Origin of the sequence: Wielerella bovis (assembly GCF_022354465.1) — a bacterium.
Lineage (GTDB): Bacteria > Pseudomonadota > Gammaproteobacteria > Burkholderiales > Neisseriaceae > Wielerella > Wielerella bovis.
Genome location: NZ_CP092361.1, coordinates 898,004 through 921,473, shown reverse-complemented (window position 1 = coordinate 921,473; position 23,470 = coordinate 898,004). Strand labels below are relative to the sequence as shown.

Annotated in this window: 23 protein-coding genes; 16 read left to right on the top strand and 7 right to left on the bottom strand. The window is 42.8% G+C overall.

Going from position 1 to position 23,470, the window contains the following annotated elements; genetic code table 11:
• From MIS45_RS04600 to metW, 9 genes are all read left to right on the top strand, one after another.
• Entirely contained in the window at positions 1–744 is a 744-nt protein-coding gene (locus MIS45_RS04600; protein WP_249451164.1) for a TatD family hydrolase, read from the top strand.
• Positions 745–910: 166 nt separating this feature from the next.
• Positions 911–1,918 carry an A/G-specific adenine glycosylase gene (mutY, locus tag MIS45_RS04595; RefSeq protein WP_249451163.1) on the top strand — a complete coding sequence of 336 codons (1,008 nt, stop codon included), beginning with the start codon at positions 911–913 and terminating at the stop codon, positions 1,916–1,918.
• Positions 1,919–2,178: 260 nt separating this feature from the next.
• Positions 2,179–2,862 (top strand): ribulose-phosphate 3-epimerase, encoded by a 684-nt coding sequence (rpe, locus tag MIS45_RS04590; protein WP_249444817.1) that lies wholly within the window; start codon positions 2,179–2,181, stop codon positions 2,860–2,862.
• 204 nt (positions 2,863–3,066) lie between these two features.
• The gene (gmk, locus tag MIS45_RS04585) at positions 3,067–3,684 is read left to right on the top strand and encodes a guanylate kinase (RefSeq protein ID WP_249451162.1); all 618 of its coding nucleotides are present in this window, start codon (positions 3,067–3,069) and stop codon (positions 3,682–3,684) included.
• A 76-nt stretch (positions 3,685–3,760) separates the two neighbouring features.
• On the top strand, positions 3,761–3,967 hold the full coding sequence (gene rpoZ, locus MIS45_RS04580) for a DNA-directed RNA polymerase subunit omega (RefSeq protein WP_249443514.1): 207 nt from the start codon (positions 3,761–3,763) through the stop codon (positions 3,965–3,967).
• A 254-nt stretch (positions 3,968–4,221) separates the two neighbouring features.
• A complete protein-coding gene (locus MIS45_RS04575) occupies positions 4,222–6,390 on the top strand; it encodes a RelA/SpoT family protein (RefSeq protein WP_249451161.1) in 2,169 nt (722 codons plus the stop codon).
• 461 nt (positions 6,391–6,851) lie between these two features.
• The gene (metX, locus tag MIS45_RS04570) at positions 6,852–7,982 is read left to right on the top strand and encodes a homoserine O-succinyltransferase MetX (protein ID WP_249451160.1); all 1,131 of its coding nucleotides are present in this window, start codon (positions 6,852–6,854) and stop codon (positions 7,980–7,982) included.
• Positions 7,979–8,314 carry a hypothetical protein gene (locus MIS45_RS04565; protein WP_249446523.1) on the top strand — a complete coding sequence of 112 codons (336 nt, stop codon included), beginning with the start codon at positions 7,979–7,981 and terminating at the stop codon, positions 8,312–8,314. The genes metX and MIS45_RS04565 overlap by 4 nt, the downstream gene beginning before the upstream one ends.
• Before the next feature lie 223 nt (positions 8,315–8,537).
• Positions 8,538–9,119, top strand: coding sequence for a methionine biosynthesis protein MetW (gene metW, locus MIS45_RS04560; RefSeq protein WP_249444906.1), 582 nt, complete (start codon positions 8,538–8,540; stop codon positions 9,117–9,119).
• Positions 9,120–9,306: 187 nt separating this feature from the next.
• Here the strand turns inward: metW and MIS45_RS04555 are convergent, their stop codons facing one another.
• Positions 9,307–10,308: a YeiH family protein gene (locus MIS45_RS04555; RefSeq protein ID WP_249451159.1), complete on the bottom strand. Its 1,002-nt coding sequence runs from the start codon at positions 10,306–10,308 to the stop codon at positions 9,307–9,309.
• Between the two features lie 241 nt (positions 10,309–10,549).
• Here MIS45_RS04555 and MIS45_RS04550 point away from each other — a divergent pair, with 241 nt between their 5' ends.
• The 3 genes from MIS45_RS04550 to pta all read left to right on the top strand — a co-directional run bounded on the left by MIS45_RS04550 (position 10,550) and on the right by pta (position 13,673).
• Positions 10,550–11,152, top strand: a complete 603-nt coding sequence (locus MIS45_RS04550) for a phosphatase domain-containing protein (protein ID WP_346766867.1) — start codon at positions 10,550–10,552, stop codon at positions 11,150–11,152.
• Positions 11,153–11,240: 88 nt separating this feature from the next.
• The gene (locus tag MIS45_RS04545) at positions 11,241–11,813 is read left to right on the top strand and encodes a manganese efflux pump (RefSeq protein WP_249451158.1); all 573 of its coding nucleotides are present in this window, start codon (positions 11,241–11,243) and stop codon (positions 11,811–11,813) included.
• 381 nt (positions 11,814–12,194) lie between these two features.
• Positions 12,195–13,673: a phosphate acetyltransferase gene (gene pta / locus MIS45_RS04540; protein WP_249451157.1), complete on the top strand. Its 1,479-nt coding sequence runs from the start codon at positions 12,195–12,197 to the stop codon at positions 13,671–13,673.
• 202 nt (positions 13,674–13,875) lie between these two features.
• Here pta and xth read toward each other — a convergent pair whose 3' ends face one another.
• The 5 genes from xth to MIS45_RS04515 all read right to left on the bottom strand — a co-directional run bounded on the left by xth (position 13,876) and on the right by MIS45_RS04515 (position 17,794).
• Positions 13,876–14,643: an exodeoxyribonuclease III gene (xth, locus tag MIS45_RS04535; RefSeq protein WP_249451156.1), complete on the bottom strand. Its 768-nt coding sequence runs from the start codon at positions 14,641–14,643 to the stop codon at positions 13,876–13,878.
• A 57-nt stretch (positions 14,644–14,700) separates the two neighbouring features.
• Positions 14,701–15,009, bottom strand: a complete 309-nt coding sequence (locus MIS45_RS04530) for an ArsR/SmtB family transcription factor (protein ID WP_249449398.1) — start codon at positions 15,007–15,009, stop codon at positions 14,701–14,703.
• Between the two features lie 183 nt (positions 15,010–15,192).
• Positions 15,193–15,858: a YiaD family glycine zipper/OmpA-like lipoprotein gene (locus MIS45_RS04525; RefSeq protein ID WP_249451155.1), complete on the bottom strand. Its 666-nt coding sequence runs from the start codon at positions 15,856–15,858 to the stop codon at positions 15,193–15,195.
• A gap of 151 nt (positions 15,859–16,009) precedes the next feature.
• A complete protein-coding gene (locus MIS45_RS04520) occupies positions 16,010–17,239 on the bottom strand; it encodes a multidrug effflux MFS transporter (protein WP_249451154.1) in 1,230 nt (409 codons plus the stop codon).
• Between the two features lie 117 nt (positions 17,240–17,356).
• Positions 17,357–17,794, bottom strand: a complete 438-nt coding sequence (locus MIS45_RS04515) for a peroxiredoxin (protein WP_249451339.1) — start codon at positions 17,792–17,794, stop codon at positions 17,357–17,359.
• Positions 17,795–18,001: 207 nt separating this feature from the next.
• On the opposite strand from MIS45_RS04515, the gene rdgB reads away from it, so the two are divergent.
• The 3 genes from rdgB to MIS45_RS04500 all read left to right on the top strand — a co-directional run bounded on the left by rdgB (position 18,002) and on the right by MIS45_RS04500 (position 21,784).
• The gene (rdgB, locus tag MIS45_RS04510; RefSeq protein ID WP_249443783.1) at positions 18,002–18,595 is read left to right on the top strand and encodes an RdgB/HAM1 family non-canonical purine NTP pyrophosphatase; all 594 of its coding nucleotides are present in this window, start codon (positions 18,002–18,004) and stop codon (positions 18,593–18,595) included.
• A gap of 230 nt (positions 18,596–18,825) precedes the next feature.
• Positions 18,826–20,973 (top strand): type I secretion system permease/ATPase, encoded by a 2,148-nt coding sequence (locus tag MIS45_RS04505; RefSeq protein ID WP_249451153.1) that lies wholly within the window; start codon positions 18,826–18,828, stop codon positions 20,971–20,973.
• A 313-nt stretch (positions 20,974–21,286) separates the two neighbouring features.
• A complete protein-coding gene (locus MIS45_RS04500) occupies positions 21,287–21,784 on the top strand; it encodes a hypothetical protein (RefSeq protein ID WP_249442408.1) in 498 nt (165 codons plus the stop codon).
• A 563-nt stretch (positions 21,785–22,347) separates the two neighbouring features.
• Here the strand turns inward: MIS45_RS04500 and MIS45_RS04495 are convergent.
• Positions 22,348–22,656 (bottom strand): transporter substrate-binding domain-containing protein, encoded by a 309-nt coding sequence (locus MIS45_RS04495; protein ID WP_249451152.1) that lies wholly within the window; start codon positions 22,654–22,656, stop codon positions 22,348–22,350.
• An 84-nt stretch (positions 22,657–22,740) separates the two neighbouring features.
• Here MIS45_RS04495 and MIS45_RS04490 point away from each other — a divergent pair, with 84 nt between their 5' ends.
• Positions 22,741–23,280, top strand: a complete 540-nt coding sequence (locus MIS45_RS04490; protein ID WP_249451151.1) for an REP-associated tyrosine transposase — start codon at positions 22,741–22,743, stop codon at positions 23,278–23,280.
• Positions 23,281–23,470 lie beyond the last annotated feature (190 nt).

Here is a 23,470-nt window from a genome sequence, read left to right as displayed (position 1 = left end):
ATGCTTACCGACACACATTGTCATTTAATCGCGCCCGAATTGCGTTTCAGGCTGCCTGAAATTGTGGCTCAAGCGGCGGCAGTTGGCGTAACAGGATTGGTTGTGCCATCAGTAACCGTTGGCGATTGGAATGCGATTTTGCAATTAAGGCAGCCTGAAATTCGTGCAGTAGCGATTGGTGTACATCCTTGGTTTGCCGATGAATGGCGGCAGGAAACCGAAGGCAGCCTGAAACAAATTTTGCAACAAAATGCAAATGCTTGGGTCGGCGAAATTGGCTTGGATTTTTTGCATGATACGCCACGCGAAACACAAGTCTCTGTTTTCAGGCTGCAATTACAACTGGCACAGCAATTTTCTCGCCCGATTATTGTGCATAATGTCAAAGCCAGCGCGACGTTGGCAGACATTATCCGTGCGGAAAAATTCACTTGTGGTGGCATTATTCACGCGTTTTCGGGCAGCTTGGAAGAAGCGCGTGTTTTTATCCGACACGGTTTCAAAATCGGCATCGGTTCCTTATTGCTCAATCCGCGTGCCAAAAAAGTCCGCATGGCTGCACAATCTTTGCCACTAAACAGCATTGTTTTGGAAACCGATAGCCCGTATATGCAGCCTGAAAACCGTAATACGCCCGCCAATATACGCCGAATTGCTGAAATCGTGGCAGATTTGCGTGGTATTTCGGTGCAGGATTTGGCAGCGGCTTGTGAAGAAAATTGGTGTAATTTGATGGCAAAATAAAGTTAGGCTGCCTGAAAAAATACGCCGTTTAATTTTCAGGCTGCCTTTCAGTGATAATGTCGGGCATGAATGCCCGACCTACAACTGAAATACAGTCTTAAATTTACTAAAAAATATAAACACATCAGCCCATTTTCAGGCTGCCTTATTTGAAAACACGCAAACCATGTCTGAATTTTCCCAACGCCTGATTGCATGGCAAAAACAACACGGTCGCCACCATCTTCCATGGCAAGTGAGCGACCCCTATTGCATCTGGTTATCCGAAATCATGTTGCAACAAACCCAAGTCGCCACCGTCTTGGATTACTATCCGCGCTTCATCGCCGCTTTTCCAACCGTGCAAGATTTAGCCGCCGCCGAACAAGACCAAGTGTTGCAACTGTGGGCAGGCTTGGGTTATTACAGCCGCGCACGCAATTTGCATCACGCCGCGCAACAAATCGTCCAACAATTTGGCGGACAATTTCCCACACAACGCATTGAATTAGAAAAATTAAAAGGCGTGGGACGCAGCACAGCCGCCGCGATTGCAGCTTTTGCTTTCAGGCAGCCTGAAACCATTTTAGACGGCAATGTTAAACGAGTTTTGTGTCGCGTTTTTGCCAAAGATGGCGACCCCGCCAACAAAAAATTTGAACAAGAATTGTGGACACATGCCGAAACCCTATTGCCCGATAATCACGCCGAAATGCCTGTTTATACACAAGGTTTAATGGATTTAGGCGCAACCATTTGTACACGCAGCCAAGCCCGTTGCAACATTTGCCCAATGCGCGATATGTGCCAAGCCTATGCACAAAATCGTGTTGCCGAATTGCCACGCAAAAAAACCGCCGTTGCCGTTAAACAACAAACCTTGTTTTGGCTGATTGCACAACACGAAAACGGCAGCATTTGGCTGGAAAAACGCCCACAACGCGGCATTTGGGCAGGCTTATATTGCGTCCCTACATTTGCCACACTCGCCGATTTAAACGACTACATAGGCACACACGATGGCGAAGAATTGCCGACTATTACCCATCGTCTCACCCATCGCCTGTTGGAAATTATCCCCTATCGAGTGGCATTTTCAGGCAGCCTGAAACACGGAAAATGGGTCGCACCACATGATTTAGCTGACTATGGTTTACCCAAACCGCTTAACGAATTACTACACAATATAAAGTAAAATTACCCACAGAAACTGTGGATAATTCCAGCGATTTCCACAACTGTGCTCATAAAAACCTTATGAAATCAGTCGTTACAATCATTTTGCTTAAAAAATGAGCAAATTTTAAAATGATTAAAATAATCATAATGTTATGACAAAATTTTAGCTGTCAAGCAGTTGAATAACATTTTTATCGCAAAGTTTTCAGGCTGCCTTTTAGCCATTTTGTCAAGAATATTTTGCTATCCATTTATTCCAGTACAAAGGTAAATACCATGACTCCATATCGTATCGCCCCCAGCATTTTGTCCGCTGATTTTACCCGTTTAGGCGAAGAAGTTCGCAACGTCATTACCGCAGGTGCAGACTTAATTCACTTTGACGTGATGGATAACCATTATGTCCCCAATTTAACTTTTGGCGCGATGATTTGTGCCGCCCTGCGTCCCCACACCAGCGTGCCAATTGACGTGCATTTGATGGTTGAACCTGTGGACGAAATGATTAAACAATTCGCACAAGCAGGCGCAGACATCATTACCTTCCACCCCGAAGCTAGCCGTCATGTGCATCGCAGTTTGTCGCTGATTAAAGATGCGGGCAAACAAGCAGGTTTGGTGCTCAATCCCGCCACGCCCATTCACGTTTTGGAAGATGTGTTGCCCTATCTGGATATGGTATTGCTGATGTCGGTAAACCCCGGTTTTGGTGGGCAAACATTCATTCCGAACACGCTGGACAAAATCCGCCGCACGCGCGCTTTATTGGACGAATATACCCAACAAAGTGGTCGCCACATCGCATTAGAAGTGGACGGCGGCATCAAGACTAACAATATTGCCGAAGTTGCCGCAGCAGGTGCCGACACATTTGTCGCAGGTTCTGCCATTTTTGGTGCGGACGATTATGGACGTGTTATCAAAGAAATGCGGGCAAATTTGGCGCAGATTAGCGCGTGATTTTCAGGCTGCATCAGTCAATATATAGTCGTTTCAAATTAACACAGACAAGGCGACAGCGACCACCGTGTACAAATAGTACATAAGGGAGCTGGCAACGCTGTATATGTTAATTTCAAACGACTATAAAATCATTAATCCAGTTTTCAGGCAGCCTGAAAAATGGCATAATACAAAACTTTACATTATTTTGGAGACGCAGCCATGACTACCCCACAAAAAGGCAATGTATTCATTATTTCCGCTGCATCTGGCACAGGCAAAACCACGCTGGTTACTCGCTTGATTAATCATAATCCAGACATTCGCGTTTCCGTTTCCCACACCACGCGACCAGCGCGTGAAGGCGAAACACATGGCAAACATTATTATTTTGTTTCACGCGAAGAATTTTCCCAACTGATTGAACAAAGTGCATTTTTAGAACATGCTGAAGTTTTTGGTCATTTTTATGGCACAAGTGCCGCAGCACTGAAAGAAATGTGTCAGCAAGGTTTTGATGTGATTTTGGAGATTGATGTTCAAGGCGCGGAACAAGTACGCAAAGCCATGCCCGATGCGGTCAGCATCTTTATTTTGCCGCCATCTATGGAAGTTTTGGAACAACGTTTGCGCCAACGTCAAAGCGACAGCGAAGAAGTGATTATGCGCCGTTTGAACGAAGCGGAACAAGAAATCCAACACGCTTTTGCCTTTGATTACATCGTAACCAATCGTGATTTGGTGCAAGCCGAAACCGATTTACTGCATATTTTCAAAGCTGCAAAATTAAGTTTGCGAAATCAAACAACTGCCGTTGAAAAAGTATTGCAAAATCAGTAAAATCCAATCATTGTTTATTTTCAGGCAGCCTGAAAAACATTTTCTATTTATCCTAATTATCAGAAAGAACCCCAATATGGCACGAATTACCGTTGAAGATTGTATCCCTCAAATCCCCAATCATTTTGATTTAACGCTAGCTGCTGCTCGCCGTGCGCGCCAACTGGAAAATGGTACGCAGCCTTTGGTTGATGATGTACGCAATAATAAACCTACCGTAACTGCCCTGCGCGAAATTGCAGCAGGTCAAATCGGCGTGGACATTTTGTCGCGCAATAGATAATTTATGTTTTTTCAGGCTGCCTTTTTATTATTTAAAGGCAGCCTGAAATATCTTTATTTAACTTGTATATACGAGTTCTGATACACAAGTCGTATGATAACCGTATTTTATTATTTCTCTCTTTTCTTGATACTTTTCTTCATACACAAGCCATATAGCTAACGTGCTTCACTCAATCAGTTTCGGTATTGGCTATATTTGCAGCTCTACTTTTCAGGCTGCCTGAAACTCCAACTATAATAAGGATGACTGCCATGCACGCTCCACAACCTACTGCTCCCTATGATGCTCTAACCGCCGAATACCGCGAAAAATTGTTTCGTGAGGCGCGTTATTTGTCCCATGACGAATTGCAACAATTGGAAAAAGCCTGTGCTTTTGCGTTCCATGCACACGATGGTCAAATGCGTAAAAGTGGCGAACCTTATATCACACACCCAATCGCTGTAACCACCGAATTAGCCCATTGGCGCATGGACATTCAAACATTAAGTGCTGGCTTGATGCACGATGTCTTGGAAGATACCCCCGTAACCAAATCGCAAATGACAGAAATTTTTGGTGAGACGATTGCCGAAATGGTGGATGGTTTATCCAAATTGGAAAATTTGAAATATGATAACAAGGCGGAGCATCAAGCCGAAAGTTTTCGCAAACTGATTTTAGCGATGACCAAAGATGTGCGCGTGATTATCGTCAAATTATCCGACCGTTTACATAATATGCGTACATTGGGTGCAAAAAGCACCGCTAGTCGCCGCCGTATTGCAACAGAAACGTTAGAGGTCTATGCACCGATTGCCAATCGTTTGGGCTTGAATCAGGTTTATCGAGATTTACAAGATTTGTCGTTTTATGCCATGCACCCTGCTCGTTTTGTGGTGCTGCAAAAAGCGATGACAGCATTCAAAAAAAACCGTCATGATGTTATCAATCGCGTCATGCACGAAATGAATATGTGCTTGGTCGGCGCCAATATTGAGCCACAAATTCGTGGACGTGAAAAAAATCTATACAGCATTCATCAAAAAATGGTATCCAAAAAGGCGAAATTTGAAGAGATTTTGGATATTTATAGTTTCCGTGTCATCGTGCACAGCGAGCAGCAATGTTATGCCGCATTGGGTGCATTGCATAGTTTGTATCAACCCAAACCTGGGAGGATTAAGGATTTCATCGCTATTCCCAAATCCAATGGTTATCGTTCGCTACACACCACTTTAAATGGACCTTTTGGTTTGCCAATTGAAGTACAAATTCGTACGCGAGAAATGCATGCGGTGGCAGAAGTCGGCATTGCTAGCCATTGGGCGCAGGAATTTGGTGGACAACACCGTGGAGATGAAACCACCATGCGTACAAATGAATGGTTGCGCAACATCCTTGATTTACAAAAAAATAGTGATAATGCGATTGAATTTTTGGAACATGTCAAAGTGGATTTGTTCCCCAATGAAATGTATCTGATGACACCCAAAGGGAAAATCATCACATTGCCGCGTGGTGCAACACCGATTGATTTTGCCTATGCCATTCACACCGATATTGGCAATCGCTGCGTAGGCGCACGCGTCAATAAAGTAACTGTTCCTTTGAGAACGCAGTTGCGAACGGGCGATTCGGTGGAAATCATAACCGCCCCTTATGGTAAACCCAATCCAACTTGGTTAAACTTTGCCAAATCAGGTCGTGCGCGAAGTGCCATTCGCAGTTACATTAAAAATGCCAGTCGTGAAGATGCTTTGGTTTTGGGCGAGCGTTTATTGATACAAGCATTGGGTAACTTGCTGCCACGCAAAATTGCACAATCAGATGAATTGCTTGAAAAATATTTGCAACATCTGCAAAACAAACAGCAATCTTGGGAAAATGTGTTGTATCAAGTTGGCATCGGTGCCTTGATGCCTGTATCAGTGGCAATGGAAATTGCAGAATTAGCAGGTGAACATTTAGGCAGCGAAGTAAAATTGAGCGCTATTCAAGTCAATGGCAATGAAACACCACATGTACATTTGGGTAAATGTTGTTTACCTGTGGCAGGTGATGCAATTCGTGCCGTCATCGTACGCGACCAAGGTTTAATGATTCATCGCGATACTTGTTCTGTTTTACTGAAATCCGATGTGGAACATCAACTAGATGCAGATTGGGCGACCTTATCTGTTGATGATAAACAAACTTACGAAACAGCCATAACCGTATCCGCAGAAGATAAACATGGGTTATTAGCAATGATTGCTGCTGCTATTTCCAATTCAGGAGGCGATATTGCCGCCGTAGAAACATTATCCAAATCGCAAAGTGGTGTGGAAGGTTTCATTGAATTTCGCTTTATCTTGAATGTGCGCCATACAACGCAGTTACAACAAATTATTGCTGCATTACACAAAATTGTTTTGGTACGAAAAGTAACTCGTGTTTAAAATTTTCAGGCTGCCTTTATAGTTAAAGGCAGCCTGAAATAGGTTAAATACTTGTATCTGGCAGTTTTCAAATATAGTGAATTCAATTTAAATCAGTACAGCGTTGCCAGCTCCCTTATGTACTAGGTGTACACAGCGGTTGCTGTCGCCTTGTCCTGATTTAAATTGAATCCACTATAAAAAATCATACAGCACTGCCAATTCCCTTATGTATAGTTGTTTCAAATTAACACAGACCGCCGTGTACATCTAATGCTGTATTATTTTTATTTTAACCAACTATATTTTCTTTGCCACATTATCCAATATCCTGACTTTCAGGCTGCCTACATCATCCATATCTTGAATTGCCATATCATTTTTTGTGTAAACAACACAATAATTAAAATTGGTTTTTATGCAGCCTGAAACCCCAAATCGCGTTATAATCTAAACATCAATTTACTCAAATTAACGTAATTATGTCTATTACCAGCACCAGCATCATCACACCACAAACCATTGCTTTTGACCACCCGTTTACCCTACAAAACGGACACACACTCCCCCGTTTTGATTTAATTACCGAAACTTACGGCAGCCTGAACGCCGACAAATCCAATGCCGTATTGATTTGTCATGCCCTATCAGGCACACATCACGCCGCAGGTCGCCACAGCGAAAACGACAAAAATGCAGGCTGGTGGGACAATATGATTGGCTCAGGTAAACCGATTGACACCGACAAATTCTTCGTGGTTGCACTCAACAATTTAGGCGGCTGTGCAGGCAGCACAGGGCCAACCAGCATCAATCCCGAAACAGGCAAAACCTACGGCGCAGATTTCCCAATGGTTACCGTGCGCGATTGGGTACGTTCACAAGCTCTACTCGCCGACCATTTTGGCATACAACAATGGGCGGCAGTTGTTGGCGGCAGTTTGGGCGGCATGCAAGCCCTGCAATGGACTATTGACTATCCCGAACGTTTGCGCCACGCACTTGTCATTGCATCCGCGCCCAAATTATCCACGCAAAACATCGCTTTCAATGATGTCGCGCGTCAAGCCATTCTTACCGACCCTGATTTCAACGGCGGACATTATGCCAAACACAACACCCTGCCCCGCCGCGGTTTACGCATTGCGCGAATGATGGGACACATTACCTATCTCGCCGAAAACGGCTTGGGCAAAAAATTCGGACGCGAATTGCGTGGCGACCAATACAAATACAGTTACGATATTGATTTTGAAGTAGAAAGTTATTTGCGTTATCAAGGCGACAAATTTTCCGAACGCTTTGATGCCAACACTTATTTACTGATGACCAAAGCCTTGGATTATTTTGACCCAGCCGCCGAATACAACAACGATTTACAGGCTGCCCTACAAAATGTACAAGCCAAATTTTTTATTGCCAGTTTCAGTACCGATTGGCGTTTTTCGCCCAAACGTTCGCGCGAAATTGTTAGAGCATTGATTGCCAATAAAAAATCCGTACAATATGTAGAAATAGAATCAGTACATGGACACGATGCGTTTTTAATGGAAGACAGTGCATACATCAACGCCGTCCGTGCCTATATGAACAATATTCAGGTGGGCGCATGAAAGAAACGCTGATTGGCATCACATCCATCATCTTGATTGTTTGGGCTTATTTGTTTATGCCGCTACAATGGCGTCGACACAAAGACATTGAGCATGGCGACAAACTCATCGCCAAAGTGGAACAATATCGCGCCCAACATTTCAGGCTGCCTGAAAACAACGAAACGCAGGTTTTGGAACAACTTGGTTTTAAGAAAAATAAACTGGGTTGGCAGCCTGCGTATCAAAAACAAGATGCGGATAGTTACCGAATTATTTATGCCGATGGTTACGCTGCACCGTTTTTATATTGGCAATCCGATGAAAAAAAATGGGCATTGACTGCGCAATAAGGCAGCCTGAAACAACCTTGCCATCATACGCAAACAATCTTTCCCCTATTTTCAGGCTGCCTATACTATATATAGTGAAGTAAAATAAGAAAGATGCAAGGCGACCACGCCCGCCGTGTACAAATAGTACATAAGGGCGTGGGCAACGAAGCAGATTTCTTATTTTAATTTACTATAAATGCAGCCTGAAAACCCAACTATTTAAATAAAGAACAACATCATGATGAAATTAAGAGACGATTTACAACTTATTTATGACTGGATTCCCGACAACTCACATGTATTGGATTTGGGTTGCGGCAATGGCGAATTGCTGCACGAACTGATGATGAAAAAAAACTGTACAGGCTATGGCGTAGAAATTGACGTAAACAGCGTTCAGGCTGCCATTGAACGCGATGTCAATGTGATTCAAGCTGACTTGGAACACGGTTTAGCCAGCTTTGGCGATAATAGTTTTGACGTGATTGTGTTGAGCCAAACCATTCAAGCGATGCAAAACACCGAAACCATTTTGCGCGATTTAACCCGTATCGCCAAGCAAGCGATTGTGTCTTTCCCCAATTTTGGTTACTGGAAAAACCGCTTGCAAATCGCGCTGGGCGGACATATGCCCGTGAGTGAGCGCATGCCGTATCAATGGTATAACACACCCAATATTCATTGGTGCACGCTGCACGATTTTGACCGTTTGTGCGAGCAAAATAATATTCGTGTACTGGAACGCGCTGTGATGACGGGCGATAAGCGTGTGGACATTTTGCCCAATTTGCTGGGCAGTTTGGCGTTTTATCGGGTTGGTTAAAATTGGATTTTTATAAAAGGCAGCCTGAATAGGTTATGTAAGATTTCAGGCTGCCTTTATATATAGTGGATTCAATTTAAATCAAGACAAGGCGACAGCGACCGCCGTACACATATAGTCGTTTAAATAGAAATTAAGACAAGTCGCTGACAACGCTGTATTATTTTTATTTGAAACGACTATATTTTTACTGAATCACAGATTGCATCGCAACATTGACCAAAAATCCCACCACCATCAACCAAATCAATACGCCCAAACCCAACAATAACGGTCTCACTCCCGCTTGGCGCATCGCTTTAATGCGCGTAGTCAAACCCAAAGCTGCCATCGCCATCATCAAAAAAATATCATCTATTTGCACCAACACGCCGACAAACGATTTGGGCAACAAGTTCAAAGAATTAAACAACGCCACACCCAAAAAATACACCGCAAACCATGGCAAAACAATTTTGCTTTTTTCGCCCGACTGATTGCGTTGCAGATACCATGACAATACCATCAAAAATGGTGCTAGCATCATCACGCGAATCATCTTTGTGATAACTGCCGTATCCGCCACCACCGAATCCAACGCGCTGCCTGCACCATAAACTTGTGCCACTTCGTGTACTGAAGAACCGATGTAAATTCCATATTGATGTGGCGACAACCAAGTATTCAATACAGGATACAACAAAGGATAAACAAACATCGCCACCGTGCCAAATAACACAATCAATGCCACGGCAATAGACACTTTATGTGCAGGTGCTTTGACAACAGGTTCAGTTGCCATAATCGCCGCCGCACCACAAATACTGCATCCAGATGCGGTTAAATATACCGTTTCGCGGTCAATTTTCAGCACGCGAATCCCCAACCAACACGCAAACAAAAATGTGCCACACAACATCAAAGCATCGCTTACCACCGCATTCACGCCCACTTTGCCAATATCGTGTAGCGTGATTTTGAAACCATACAACACAATTCCCATACGCAACAAAAATCCTTTGGCAAACAACACACCCGCAGCAGCGCGATGTTCCACTTTATCATATACACTATTGCCCAATAGCATACCCAATACAATCGCAATCGTCATCGCGCCAATATGCCAATGTTTTGCCCATGCCGTTTGCGCCAAAAAACTGGCAGATAACGCCAATAAACCAACCAATAATAAACCTGTACTTTTGTTCATTTGTGCTCCATTTATTTTGGACTACGCATATAAAGGCAGCCTGAAAACGCCGTATTATACGTTGTGAGTAAACATTATTAAAATTTACTGATAAAATATGACACATAAACAAAGATTGAGATAAAGAGAAGCAATACTTATTGATTTCAAATATTTGATAAATCCCCCTATATTAAGGCAGCCTGAAACACAAATAACTTATTTTCAGGCTGCCCTATCAACCAAACAAGGATAAACCACTATGAACAAAATGAACACATGGCGTACCATCGCAATCGTGGCGTTATGCTTACCCTGTGTCACATGGGCACAAGGAGAACAAACCATGACCTCAACACCAACATCCGCAGCCCGTTCACTCAAACAAGATGCCAATCTGTATCAAGTAGACGATAAACTGTTTCGCAGCGAACAATTAATTGCCGAAGACAAATTGGCGGTGCAATCTTTGGGCATCAAAAGCATCATCAATTTGCGCTTTTTCAATCGCCGTGGCAACGAAAAATTATTTACTGGCGATGATATAGAATTACTCAATCGCCCTTTATTGACTTGGGATGTCAAACCCGCTCAAATTGCACACATTTTGTGGACGATTGAACAGCAACAAAAAAAAGGCGCAGTATTAGTACATTGCTACCATGGCGCGGACAGAACAGGCACGGTTATTGGCATGTATCGCATCATTTATCAGGGCTGGACGATTGACGCTGCCAAGCGTGAAATGCAACAAGGCGGATTTGGCTATCACAGCATTTGGAAAAATTTGGAACGCTTATTTACCGAAGAAAATGTCCAAAAAGTACGCGTAGAATTGCAAAAATTGCGTGCCGCACAATCATAATTTTTTGGTATAAAGGCAGCCTGAAAACGAAAAATTATTTTTCAGGCTGCCTTGTTTATTTGTATCGTCCATTCACATAAACAAACTTATGAGCTTCTTTGCCATCGTTATTTTAGCATTGGGTATGTCGGTAGATGCTTTTGCCGCTGCACTCGCCAGAGGCGCAGCGCAACCCAATAGCAGCCTGAAAACCATCATCAAAACAGCATTAATTTTTGGTGCAATAGAAACCATTGCGCCAACGATTGGTTGGTTAGTTGGCAAAGCAGCCGTTCCGTTTTTTGAACAATACAATCACTGGCTCGCTTTTTTTATGCTGCTGATTTTGGGTGGAAAAATGATACACAATGGCATTTTTTCTACGACAAAAGCCCAAGAAGCATCGCCTCAAAATCATGGTTTCTGGCTAACTGTCAGCACCGCCATTGCCACCAGCATGGATTCACTTATTGTTGGCATGGGCTTGGCATTTTTACACGTCAATATTGTGATAACCGCACTGGCGATTGGTACGGCAACCACAATCATGTCGGCATTGGGCTTATTTTTTGGGCGAATATTGGGAATCGCAATGGGTACGCGTGCAGAAATATTGGGGGGTATCGTATTAGTGAGTATGGGAATTTTTATTTTGATTGAGCATATTGGCTTGATTCAATAAATTTCTTGCAAAATAGAAGCGAGTTGGATATTTGTATCCAATCTGACAAAATTTCAGGCTGCCTGAATGAGTTTATGGCGGTCGTTATCGCCTCATCTTATATCACGCCTCTACTCACACAATAATCCACGTCATCATAAACAGCAAATCAGAGTATAATTACGCCCGTTGTCGCGCTTTGTTCTGCGACATCAACAAGAATTATTGGCTATTCATTTTGCGCATGGTATTTATTGTGCTGGATACATTTAAATATTATCCGTCATAATTGTAATTAAAATCCAGATAAGCTAATTAACGAAAAAATGAATGGGCAATTTCTTTTTGTTATTGAAATGACATGGTAAACAACTATTTTTTGTAAATTAGGAAAACAAAACAATGGCAAATATTTTAATTCTTCCAACTTGTGCACATGTTGATGCTGTTGCGGCAACACAAGCCGTTACAGCGCTCTTGGACGATGCTGCATCATTTAACCCACTGGCAGATTTTGCGCGTGCAGAAAACATGATTGCTGCAGGTAAAGCAGATGATTGGTTGGAAGTTTTGGTAAGTGAAGTATTCACTTTGGGTAAAAAAAATGTCGTGATTCAAGGCATTACACCTGATGCTGAAAATGCGTTTTTGGCAACACAAAATGTAGCATTAGCAACTGCCTTCAATGCACAAATCATTTTCTTGGCTGCCGATGAAGCAGGTGCAGATAAACGTGTTGCTTTGGCAAAACAAGCATTCAATGGTTTCCCTGTTCATTTTGCAGGCGTAATTGGCAATGCAGCAGCTGCAACCGCCAATGGTTTAGCAGATTTGGGCAATGTAGGCAGCCTGAAAGCAGCAGATTTAGCCCAAATCGCAACTTTCACAACCGACCGTATGTCGCCAGCACAATTCCGTTTCAATATGATGGATGCGGCGCAAAAAGCAAATAAACGTATTGTGTTACCAGAAGGTTCAGAACCACGCACCGTTCGCGCAGCCGTGATTTGCCACGAAAAAAATATTGCACGTTGCGTTTTATTGGCAACTCGCGCCGAAGTGGAAGCAGTCGCCAAAGAATTCAATCTAACGCTGCCTGAAAGTTTAGAAATCATTGACCCTGCCTCTATTGTGGAAAATTATGTTGCGCCAATGTGTGAATTGCGCAAATCCAAAGGCATGACACCTGAACAAGCGCGTGAACAACTGCAAGATACCGTTGTGCTGGGCACCATGATGATGGCACAAAACGATGTAGATGGTTTGGTATCTGGCGCGGTTCACACAACTGCCAATACCATTCGTCCTGCTTTCCAGTTGATTAAAACAGCTCCAGGCGAAAGCATTGTTTCTAGCGTATTTTTCATGTTGTTACCTGGCCAAGTGGTGGTTTATGGCGATTGCGCGGTTAATCCTAATCCAACCGCTGAACAACTGGCAGAAATTGCCATTCAATCAGCCAATTCTGCCAAAGCATTTGGCATTGAGCCACGCGTGGCGATGATTTCATATTCAACTATGGATTCAGGAACAGGTCCAGATGTAGATTTGGTGCGTACTGCGACCAATTTGGTGCGCGAAAAACGTCCTGATTTGGCGATTGATGGTCCATTGCAATACGATGCATCTGTGGTGGAAAGCGTCGCTAAATCCAAAGCACCAAACAGCAAAGTAGCGGGTAAAGCCAATGTTTTCATCTTCCCACATTTGACAACAGGTAACTGCATTTACAAAGCAGTACAACGCCATGCCAATGTGTTGAGCGTAGGTCCAATGTTGCAAGGTCTGCGTAAACCCGTGAATGATTTGTCTCGTGGTGCATTAGTGGAAGACATTGTGTACACCATCGCTTTGACAGCAATTCAAGCAACACAAAAATAATCATATTAATGATTTAAAATAAAAAAGGCAGCCTGAAAAACTTTCAGGCTGCCTTTTTTATAATCATTTATAGTCGTTTCAAATACAAATATAGTCGCAGAACTGAAAAAGCAGTACGACGTTGCCAACGCCCTTATACCAGATACACACGGCGAGCGTTGTCGCCTTGTACGTGTTAATTTGAAACGACTATAATTATAAATTATTCAAATAAACCCACCACTGGCGCATGGTCGCTTGGGCGTTCCAAACCGCGTGTAACCGTATCCACTTGCACATCTTGCAAGCGCATTTTCAGCGTATCGCTAATCAACAAATGGTCAATCCGCAAGCCCAAGCCCTTTTGGAACATCGCACCACGATAATCCCACCAAGTATAAAATTTGCCCGTTGGATGAACATGGCGCAGCGCATCGGTTAAACCCAAATCCAACAAATTTTTCAGCCATTGGCGTTCTTCCGATGAACAATGGATTTGTTCATACCATTTATCGGGCGCGTACACATCTTCATCAGACGGCGCAATGTTGAAATCACCCAGCAACACCAATTCTGGATAACGTGTCATTTGTTCGCGCACAAATTGCGTGAGCGCAGCAAACCATTCGCGTTTATAGGCAAATTTAGGACTATCCAATGCCTCGCCATTCACGCAATACACATTAATCACGCGTACACCATTGGCGGTAGCAGCAATCACACGGCGTTGTGGGTCATCGGATAAATCAGGTAAACCGATATGCACATCTTGCAATTCGTGGCGGCTGATGATTGCGACACCATTATAGGTTTTTTGTCCGCTCCACTCGGTGTGCCAGCCCATCATGCGAATCGCGGCGGCTGGATATTTATCTTGTTCCAATTTCAATTCTTGCAACACCAGCACATCAGGCTGATTGTCCGCCAACCAGTTCAAAACGTGTGGCAAACGCACATTCAGCGAATTAACGTTCCATGTAGCAATTTTCATATTTTCTCCTGTGATGTGATTTTTTCAGGCTGCCTATATTTCAATGCAGCCTGAAAACTATTTTCTTTCAAGCGGATATTGTGGCAAAGTTTTCAACACACTACGCACAATATCCGATGTAATCCGATACTGCACAATACGCATAAATCGGGTGTAATCCACCATGCCCAACTGTCGCATTTTGGTTAAATGTGCTGATAATTGGGTTGGCGATAAACCCGTGTATTGGGATAATTCTTGCAAACTGGCTTCATTGCGCGACAATTCTAACAAAATTGCCAATCGTTCTGGGTGCGACATTGCTTTGAGCATTTGCGCCGTGTGTTCCAATGTGTTTTGTGTGTCCGTTAAATTAGTTTTTAGCATTTGTAATTTATTTTGATTATTGTTTACTAAACAAATATAACAATTCAGGCAGCCTGAAACATAGTTTTCAGGCTGCCTGATAAACAAAATTATCATTATTTTAAATTAAACTAGGAGCTGATGACAATTCGTTTCCCAAATTATCATCAGCCCCTAGTTTAAATCCAATTCATTCTGCAATCGTTATTGCAAATTCAAAGCCGCTTGGCTTGGATTAATCAACAATTCCACACGACGATTTTGTGCGCGACCTTCCACAGTTGCATTGCTGGCAATCGGCTGACGCGAACCTTGACCTGCAATGCTCATGCGATTGGCTGCTACGCCACGTTGATTCAAATAAGTTGCCACAGATTGCGCACGATTGTAAGACAATGGATTGTTAATCGCATCGTTACCTGTGCTGTCGGTATGACCCACGATGCTGATGGTGGTATCCACATAAGTTGCCAATGTTTGTGCCGCTTGTTCCAAAGAAGTCATCGCTTGTGGCGACAATGCTGCGCTATTGGTTGCAAACGTTACATTTTCAGGCATGGTCAATTTGATTTGGTTACCTTGACGTTCCACAGTTACGCCTGTACCTTGCAACTGTTCACGCAATTTTTGCTCTTGATAATCCATGTAACCGCCCACGCCTGCACCAATTGCACCGCAAGCTAATGCAGAGTTACGCGCACCTTTACTGCCATGTGTCAATGCGCCCACAATACTACATGCTGCAGCACTGCCCAAACCGTACATTGCAGTTTTGCTCATGGTTTGCTGACCTTGCGCGTTGGTTACACAGCCGCTCAAACCCAAAGCTGCGGCAACGGCTACTACTGTCATTTTTGTCAAGATTTTCATATTGCATTTCCTTGTTTGATTAAGTTAAACACATTTTCAGGCTGCATAACATATCATACAAATAGCAAAAGGCAGCCTGAAAACAAATAAACAGGTGTCAATATACCGCATAATTTTGTTTTCAGGCTGCCTATTAACGCTAAATTACTTTTCAGGCTGCTTTTTTAACCAATTGCACACGCGAAAAATACCACAAACACATTGCACCGCATAAAGTGGATACCATCATTGTCCCTACCATCACGAAAACTGTGCCATTATGCAAAACCGTTACCAAGAAACCAATCATGGCAGCAATCAAAGATTGTCCTGCCGCTAAAATGGCGTTGGCACTGCCTGCAATTTCTGGCTTAAAGTTCATCATAAACAAAGTTTGCGTGTTTGCCACAATCAAGCCTTGTGTGCCAATAGAAACCATTATCATGGGGATAAGCAGCCATAATGCTGGTTGTTGATACAGCAAAACCAATGTTACCAAAGAAAAATTGGCTACTTGCTGAATACCAACGCCAATTTTCAACAAAGTTGCCGAAGTCCAATTATGACGCAAACCGAATGCCGTTAATCGGTTGCAAAACATCATCATAATAATATTAGAACCAAAAGCCCACGCGTACTGTGTTGGCGTTAAATCATAAAGCTGCATATACACAAAGGGCGATTCTGACAAAAATGCTAGCATTGCAGAAAATGATGCGGCTTGATAAATCAAAAAGCCCAACGCAGGTTTGGTTGCCAAAACTTGACAATAACGAACACCCATTTGTTTGATTTGCGCTCGATTGATGGGTTCGGCTTCCTTGTTTTTGGGTAAAAAGCGGTAGAGCAAATAACACACCAATGCACTATATAACAACAAAAAAGCAAACACCGTACGCCAACCACCCAAATACTGTAATTGCGCACCCAACATCGGTGCAACCAAAGGTGCTGCCATCAAAATAATCCCAATCAAAGCAAACATTTGCGCCGCTTGTTTACCCTGATAATTATCGCGCACCAATGCGCCTACGGTTACCGCCGACATCCCTGCCCCCAATGCTTGTAACACGCGCAACCCCAGTAATTGTTCCACCGTTTGCACAAAAATCAGCAACAAGGTACTGAATAAATAAATCCCCAAACCCGACAAAGCAATATTGCGCCGTCCTTTAATATCCGACAGCGAGCCACCAATCAACTGACCCATCGCCACACCAAAAATAAACGTACTCAAACTTTTTTCTATGTGATGAATATCAGTATTCAGCGATTGCGCGATTTGTGGCAAGCTGGGTAAATAAGCATCAATGGAAAAGGGCATAATGGAAATCAGCATGGCCAATAATGCCGCCATTTGTTTGGTGGATAAGTTTTTCTGGATTGAGGGAATTTGTGTCATTTATATTGCCTATTTATTGTGATACCCATCAATTTAGGCAGCCTGAAAACATTTTTCAGGCTGCCTAAACGGTAATAAAACAAAATCATACACCGCATTATTTAATGTAACAAGATTTCAGGCTGCCCTAATTGCATCTAAAACCATTTGTGCATGCCCAGCCACTTTCACTTTGCGCCATTCATGCAGCACATTGCCCTGCGCGTCCAACACAAATGTACTGCGCTCAATGCCAATATGCTCTTTGCCATACAATTTTTTCAGTTTCAAAACATCAAATTGTCGGCATACCGTTTCGTCCGCATCGCTCAATAATTCAAATTGGAAACCTTGTTTATGACAAAAATTTTGATGCGATTTGACCCCATCGCGTGAAATGCCCACCACCGTATAACCCGCAGCCTGAAATTCGGGCAGCAAACGATTGAAATCCAAGCCTTCTGTGGTGCAACCAGCGGTATTGTCTTTTGGATAAAAATACACCACCAGCGGCAAATGTTCCGCGCTGTGGAAGATTTCGCCCGATGAAGAGGGAAGAGAGAAAGTGTAGGTCATGATGTTTTCCTTGTGATGATTTTTCAGGCTGCCTGACAGTACACGATAAAAAATCATTTCCGTAGGTCGGGCATTCATGCCCGACATGATGAATCACGGCGCATTGTGTCGGGCATGAATGCCCGACCTACAACAAATCGTGTACTGTAAGGCAGCCTGAAAAGATTTATAATGGCATTATTTTACGCCATCCCACACAGGTTTGCCATGTTTCCCAAAATCGTTCTCGCCAGCAATAATGCAGGCAAATTAAAAGAATTTTCCGCGCTATTTGCCGCACAACACATTGAAATTTTGCCACAATCCGCATTCAACACACCCGAATGTCCCGAACCATTTCACACATTTGTGGAAAACGCGCTCGCCAAAGCACGCCACGCCAGCCAACACAGCGGTTTGCCTGCATTGGCGGATGATAGTGGCATTTGCGTCAACGCACTCGGCGGCGCACCAGGGGTATTGTCGGCACGATTTGCAGGCGATAATCCCAAATCCGATGCGGCAAACAATGCCAAAGTATCGGCAGAATTGGCCAATCAATCCGACAAATCATGCTATTACGTTTGCGTATTGGTTTTCGTACGCCACGCCAACGACCCACAACCCATCATCGCTGAAGGCATTTGGCGCGGACAATGGCAAACGCAAGCTGCTGGTAAAAATGGCTTTGGTTACGACCCACATTTTTATCTGCCTGATTTTGCTTGCACCGCCGCCGAATTATCTGCCGAACAAAAAAATGCCATTAGCCATCGCGCCTTAGCGTTGCAAGAATTGTTTAGCAAAATACAAGCAGCCTGAAAAGGCTTAATTTGATACAATCATATTATTTTTCAGGCTGCCTTATCCTATAAAAAAGCAGCCTGAAAACCTATAATGAATTCACTTAAACCAGTACAGCGTTACCAGCTCCCTTATGTACTATGTGTACACGGCGGTCGCTGTCGCCTTGTCCTGATTGAAATTGAATCCACTATAATTTTTGATTTTCAGGCTGCCTATTTTTTAACTTTTATCTTTTTACAAATACCATGAAATCCATTATTGAACATCTGTCTCTTGCCACACAACAGTTGGGTACACCAATTGCCGAAGCCGCTTTGGCTGCCCAAGTTTTGCGCGATAAAAATCTGCATGTGAATTACGCATCGCTTGCCGAAGTGCTGTCCAGTCATGGTTTTGATAATCAACTATCTAAACGCAGCCTGAACGATATTCCCACGCTTGCCGTGCCGTGTGTGATTGTGTTGAAAGATGAACAAGCGGCGGTTATCACGCACATTTCAGGTTCAGGCAGCCTGAAACGCTATCGTATTTTGCAAACAGGCAATGTGGCACAAGAATTGTCGTACGATGAATTAAATGAGCATTATTTGGGCTATTGTTGGTTTATCAAACCGAAAATCGCCGCCGATGGTCGCAGCGATTTGCCTGAATACACGCTGCCCAAAGCATGGTTTTGGAAAGTGATTGCGCGTTTTCGCAGCTATTATTATCAAGTCATTTTGGCAACTGTCATCATCAATTTTTTGGCTTTGGTCAGTTCTTTGTATGTGATGCAAGTGTATGACCGCGTGATTCCGAATAAATCTTACGAGACTTTAACTGCGTTGAGTATTGGGGTAGTTATTGCGGTTTTGTTTGAATTAATCACCAAATTGATACGCGGACATTTGACTGATATTGCGGGCAAAAAAGCTGATTTGATTATCAGCTCTGCGCTATTTCGTCGCGTGATGTCGCTGCGTTTGGCAGAAAAACCCACATCAGCAGGTTCATATGCCAATAATTTGCGCGATTTTGAAGCTGTGCGCGAATTTATGACCAGCGCGAGTTTATTGGCAATTGTAGATTTTCCGTTTTTATTGTTATTTGTGAGTGTGATTGGCTTAATTGGTGGCATAAAACTGGCGATTGTGCCATTTACCATTATCATGATAGTGGTTGTAGTCAGTTTCATCATGCAACGCCCTTTGTCGCGCTACATCAATCAATCCATGAAAGAAAGTTCACAACGTCAAGGGTTGGCAGTGGAAGCGATTGAGGGAATTGAAACGTTGAAAGTGAACAACGCAACCAACTGGGCACAACAAAAATGGGATTTGTTCACCGCTAAAACGGCAGCAGCATCCATTAAAGTGAAAGACACAAGCAACTTTATTGTGAATTTTGCAGTGGCGATGCAACAGTTAAATACAGTATTTTTAGTGGTGGTCGGCACATTTTTAATTCACAGTACCATGCCAAGTGAACAAATCACAATGGGTGCATTGATTGCATCGGTGATTTTGTCGGGACGCGCCCTTGCGCCGCTGGGACAAATTGCAGGTTTGGCAACACGTTATCAATCGGCAAAACACGCTTTGGAAGGCGTGAACAAAATTGTGGAACGCCCGATTGAGCGCGCACCTGACCGTCAATACATTACGCTGGATACGGTTTCAGGCAGCCTGAATATCAATCAAGCAGTATTTACATACAGTAAAGATGCGCCGATTGCGGTAAGAGGTGTTAATTTAACCATTCATGCAGGCGAAAAAGTGGCGATTTTGGGGAGTATTGGCAGCGGCAAATCTACTTTATTGAAATTGTTGGCAGGTTTGTATGAGCCACAACAGGGCAATATTACGCTGGATAATGTGGATTTGCGCCAGCTTGACCCGAATTTCTTACGCAATCAAGTCGCTTTGTTAAACCAATCGCCGCGTTTATTTTTGGGAACATTGCGCGAAAATATGGATTTGGCGCGTTCTGATGGCTATGTTTCATCTGACCAAGATTTACTCAATGCTTTGGCGCGGTTTGGTTTGGATAAAATCATTCAAAATCATCCCAAAGGTTTGGATATGCCTTTGGGCGAAGATGGACAAGGTTTATCGGGTGGACAAAAACAAATTGTGGCATTGGCGCGATTGACTTTGAAACAGCCGCGTGTGGTATTGTTGGACGAACCGACTACGGGGCTTGACCCTGCCACCGAAAATTTGGCGTTGCGCGCGCTGCAACAATGGGCGCACGATAAAACCATGATTGTGGTAACGCATCGCCCACAGGTTTTGCAGATGGTGGACAGAATCATCATTATGGAAAATGGCGTGGTAGCGATGGATGGTGCGCGTGATGTGGTGTTACAAAAATTGATAGACAATGAACGGGCGCAGCAACAAGCGGCATCGTGAAATAAGATTCAGGCAGCCTGAAAAGTGATTTTTCAGGCTGCCTGAAAGCTTATTTTAATCATTGGATTATTGATACAAGTCATGTTTATATCAAAAATAGGAAAGATATTTCTGATTATAGGCAGCCTGAAAAGGGGTTAAGGGTGCTGTGGTTATTTGCGTGGGCAACGAGTTACCCACCCTACGCTTGCTCCAACAGGAGTAAGGGAAGGTTTAGTAGAATACCGACCAAAATGAAATCATGAAAAAAATATATAAACACATTAAGCTTATTGTCATTTTATCTTCAGTATTATTGATAGGAATATATTTAATGGAGCAAAAATATCAAATGTATGTGATAAGACGCGACCAAGAATCAACAGATATCTATCCATACACAAAATATTGGTTCAGTGCAAAGCAATGGTTAATAGATGAAGAAAATTATTTAAAAGTTTCTGATTGTTATCTTATTTACAAAAAAGGTATGAAAATTCCTGATATAAATCAAGACCTTTATCGTACTTTTCTCCGTGAGAATGAATTGACTCAAGAAGAATTACCTTACAAAGCATTCATCAAAGAAATGGGTTCAACTTTACAAGGTGTTTACCTATTTTCAGAATTTGATAAAGATACTTTGAAACCAAATAATCATTATTTTTTAGTCACTTTTAAACTCAAAAATCATACTTATGAAACTCGTATTTCATGGGAAATGGATAAAAAACTGATTTTGGTATCAGGATTTTCTGAACCTGGTACCTATCATAGACTGTATTATGTCTATACTTATAGCGACTATCTTAAAGGTAAACCAGTTCCCTAATGATTATTATTCATGACAGTAACCATTTACTAGGGGCTAATTCGCATTGGTCGTTTAAACGAACTCATCAACGAAAACGGCAATATTTACCGTTTTGCGTATGATGAGCGTAACCGTTTATTGAGTGAAACTGGGTTTGACGGCAAATTAAGCCGTTACACCTACAATCCTGCTGGCGAATTGGTACAAGAAAACTGTTGCTACCATCAAAATTACCAATGTTATAGCAAGCATAGTGTGGGTAATTCATTGCCTATGCAAACAACAGCAAAATTATTTTTCTAGAACCAAATTCTCATTTTTCAGGCTGCATGAATTTAATGATTAATGGCTGGCACTATACTACACGCATGCCAAACATCATTCACTTTGCTATTTAAAAGCAAGTAGGGTGGGCAACTCGTTGCCCACGCGGTTTGATACACGCCGTGTTATTTTATTTTCAGGCTGCCTGAAAGCTCATTTTAATCATTAAATTATTGATAAAAAATAATATTTATATCAAAAATAGGAAAGATATTTCTGATTATAGGCAGCCTGAAAAGGGGTTAAGGGTGCTGTGGTTATTTGCGTGGGCAACGAGTTGCCCACCCTACGCTTGCTTTTTTGGCAATCGCATTGAGCAAATCCATATCCAACCCAATCATTTCACCTTTATCGCCACGAGTGGCAAATGGTGGATAAGATGGTTGGCTCATCACGATATAGGTTTCACCACCATTATTGGATTCTTGCACAGTTGCTGTAGCTGAACCTGCGACAGTTTCTGTAGTAGCAGCCGATTTATTTTGTTCTTGCGCTGCAGCAAGAGTAGGGTGGGCAACTCGTTGCCCACGCGGTTTAACGCAATTCTCCAATTTTTCAGGCTGCATAAAATTCCATTGTAACCATTGAATTATTTAAACAAAAAAATAATGTTAATATGACCATTTCATTCTTATAGGCAGCCTGAAATCATGTCCCATTATCGGCGTTCGCAACAAAAAGGCGGTACATTTTTCTTTACCGTTGCATTAGCCAATCGCCAAAGCAATTTATTGGTTCAACATATTGATTATTTCAAACAAGCCTATCGCAAAGTTTGGCAAGATTATCCTTTTGAATCAGTTGCAGTATGCGTATTACCCGACCACGTTCATGCCATTTGGACTTTACCGCCCGATGACTGCGATTATTCATTGAGATGGCAACTGATTAAACGCTATTTTTCGCGTCATTTTGATGCCAGCCAAACGCGTAGCCACAGCAAAATCAAACACAGAGAAAAAGGCATTTGGCAACGCCGATTTTGGGAACATGAAATCCGTGATGAGCAAGATTTACAGCGTTGCATAGATTATGTGCATTTTAATCCTGTGAAACATGGTTATGTGGCACAATGCGTGGATTGGGAATATTCAACCTTTCATCGTTATGTGCGCTTGGGTATGTTGCCTGAAAACTGGGGTGGCACAGAGATTGTGCGCAACCAAATGCAGGTAGGGGATTGGGATTAAACCGCGTGGGCAACTCGTTGCCCACGCGGTTTGATACATACCGTGTTATTTTATTTTTCAGGCTGCCTGAAAGCTTATTTTAATCATTGGATTATTGATACAAGTCATGTTTATATCAAAAATAGGAAAGATATTTATGATTATAAGCAGCCTGAAAAGAGGTTAGGGGTACTATGGTTATTTATGTGGG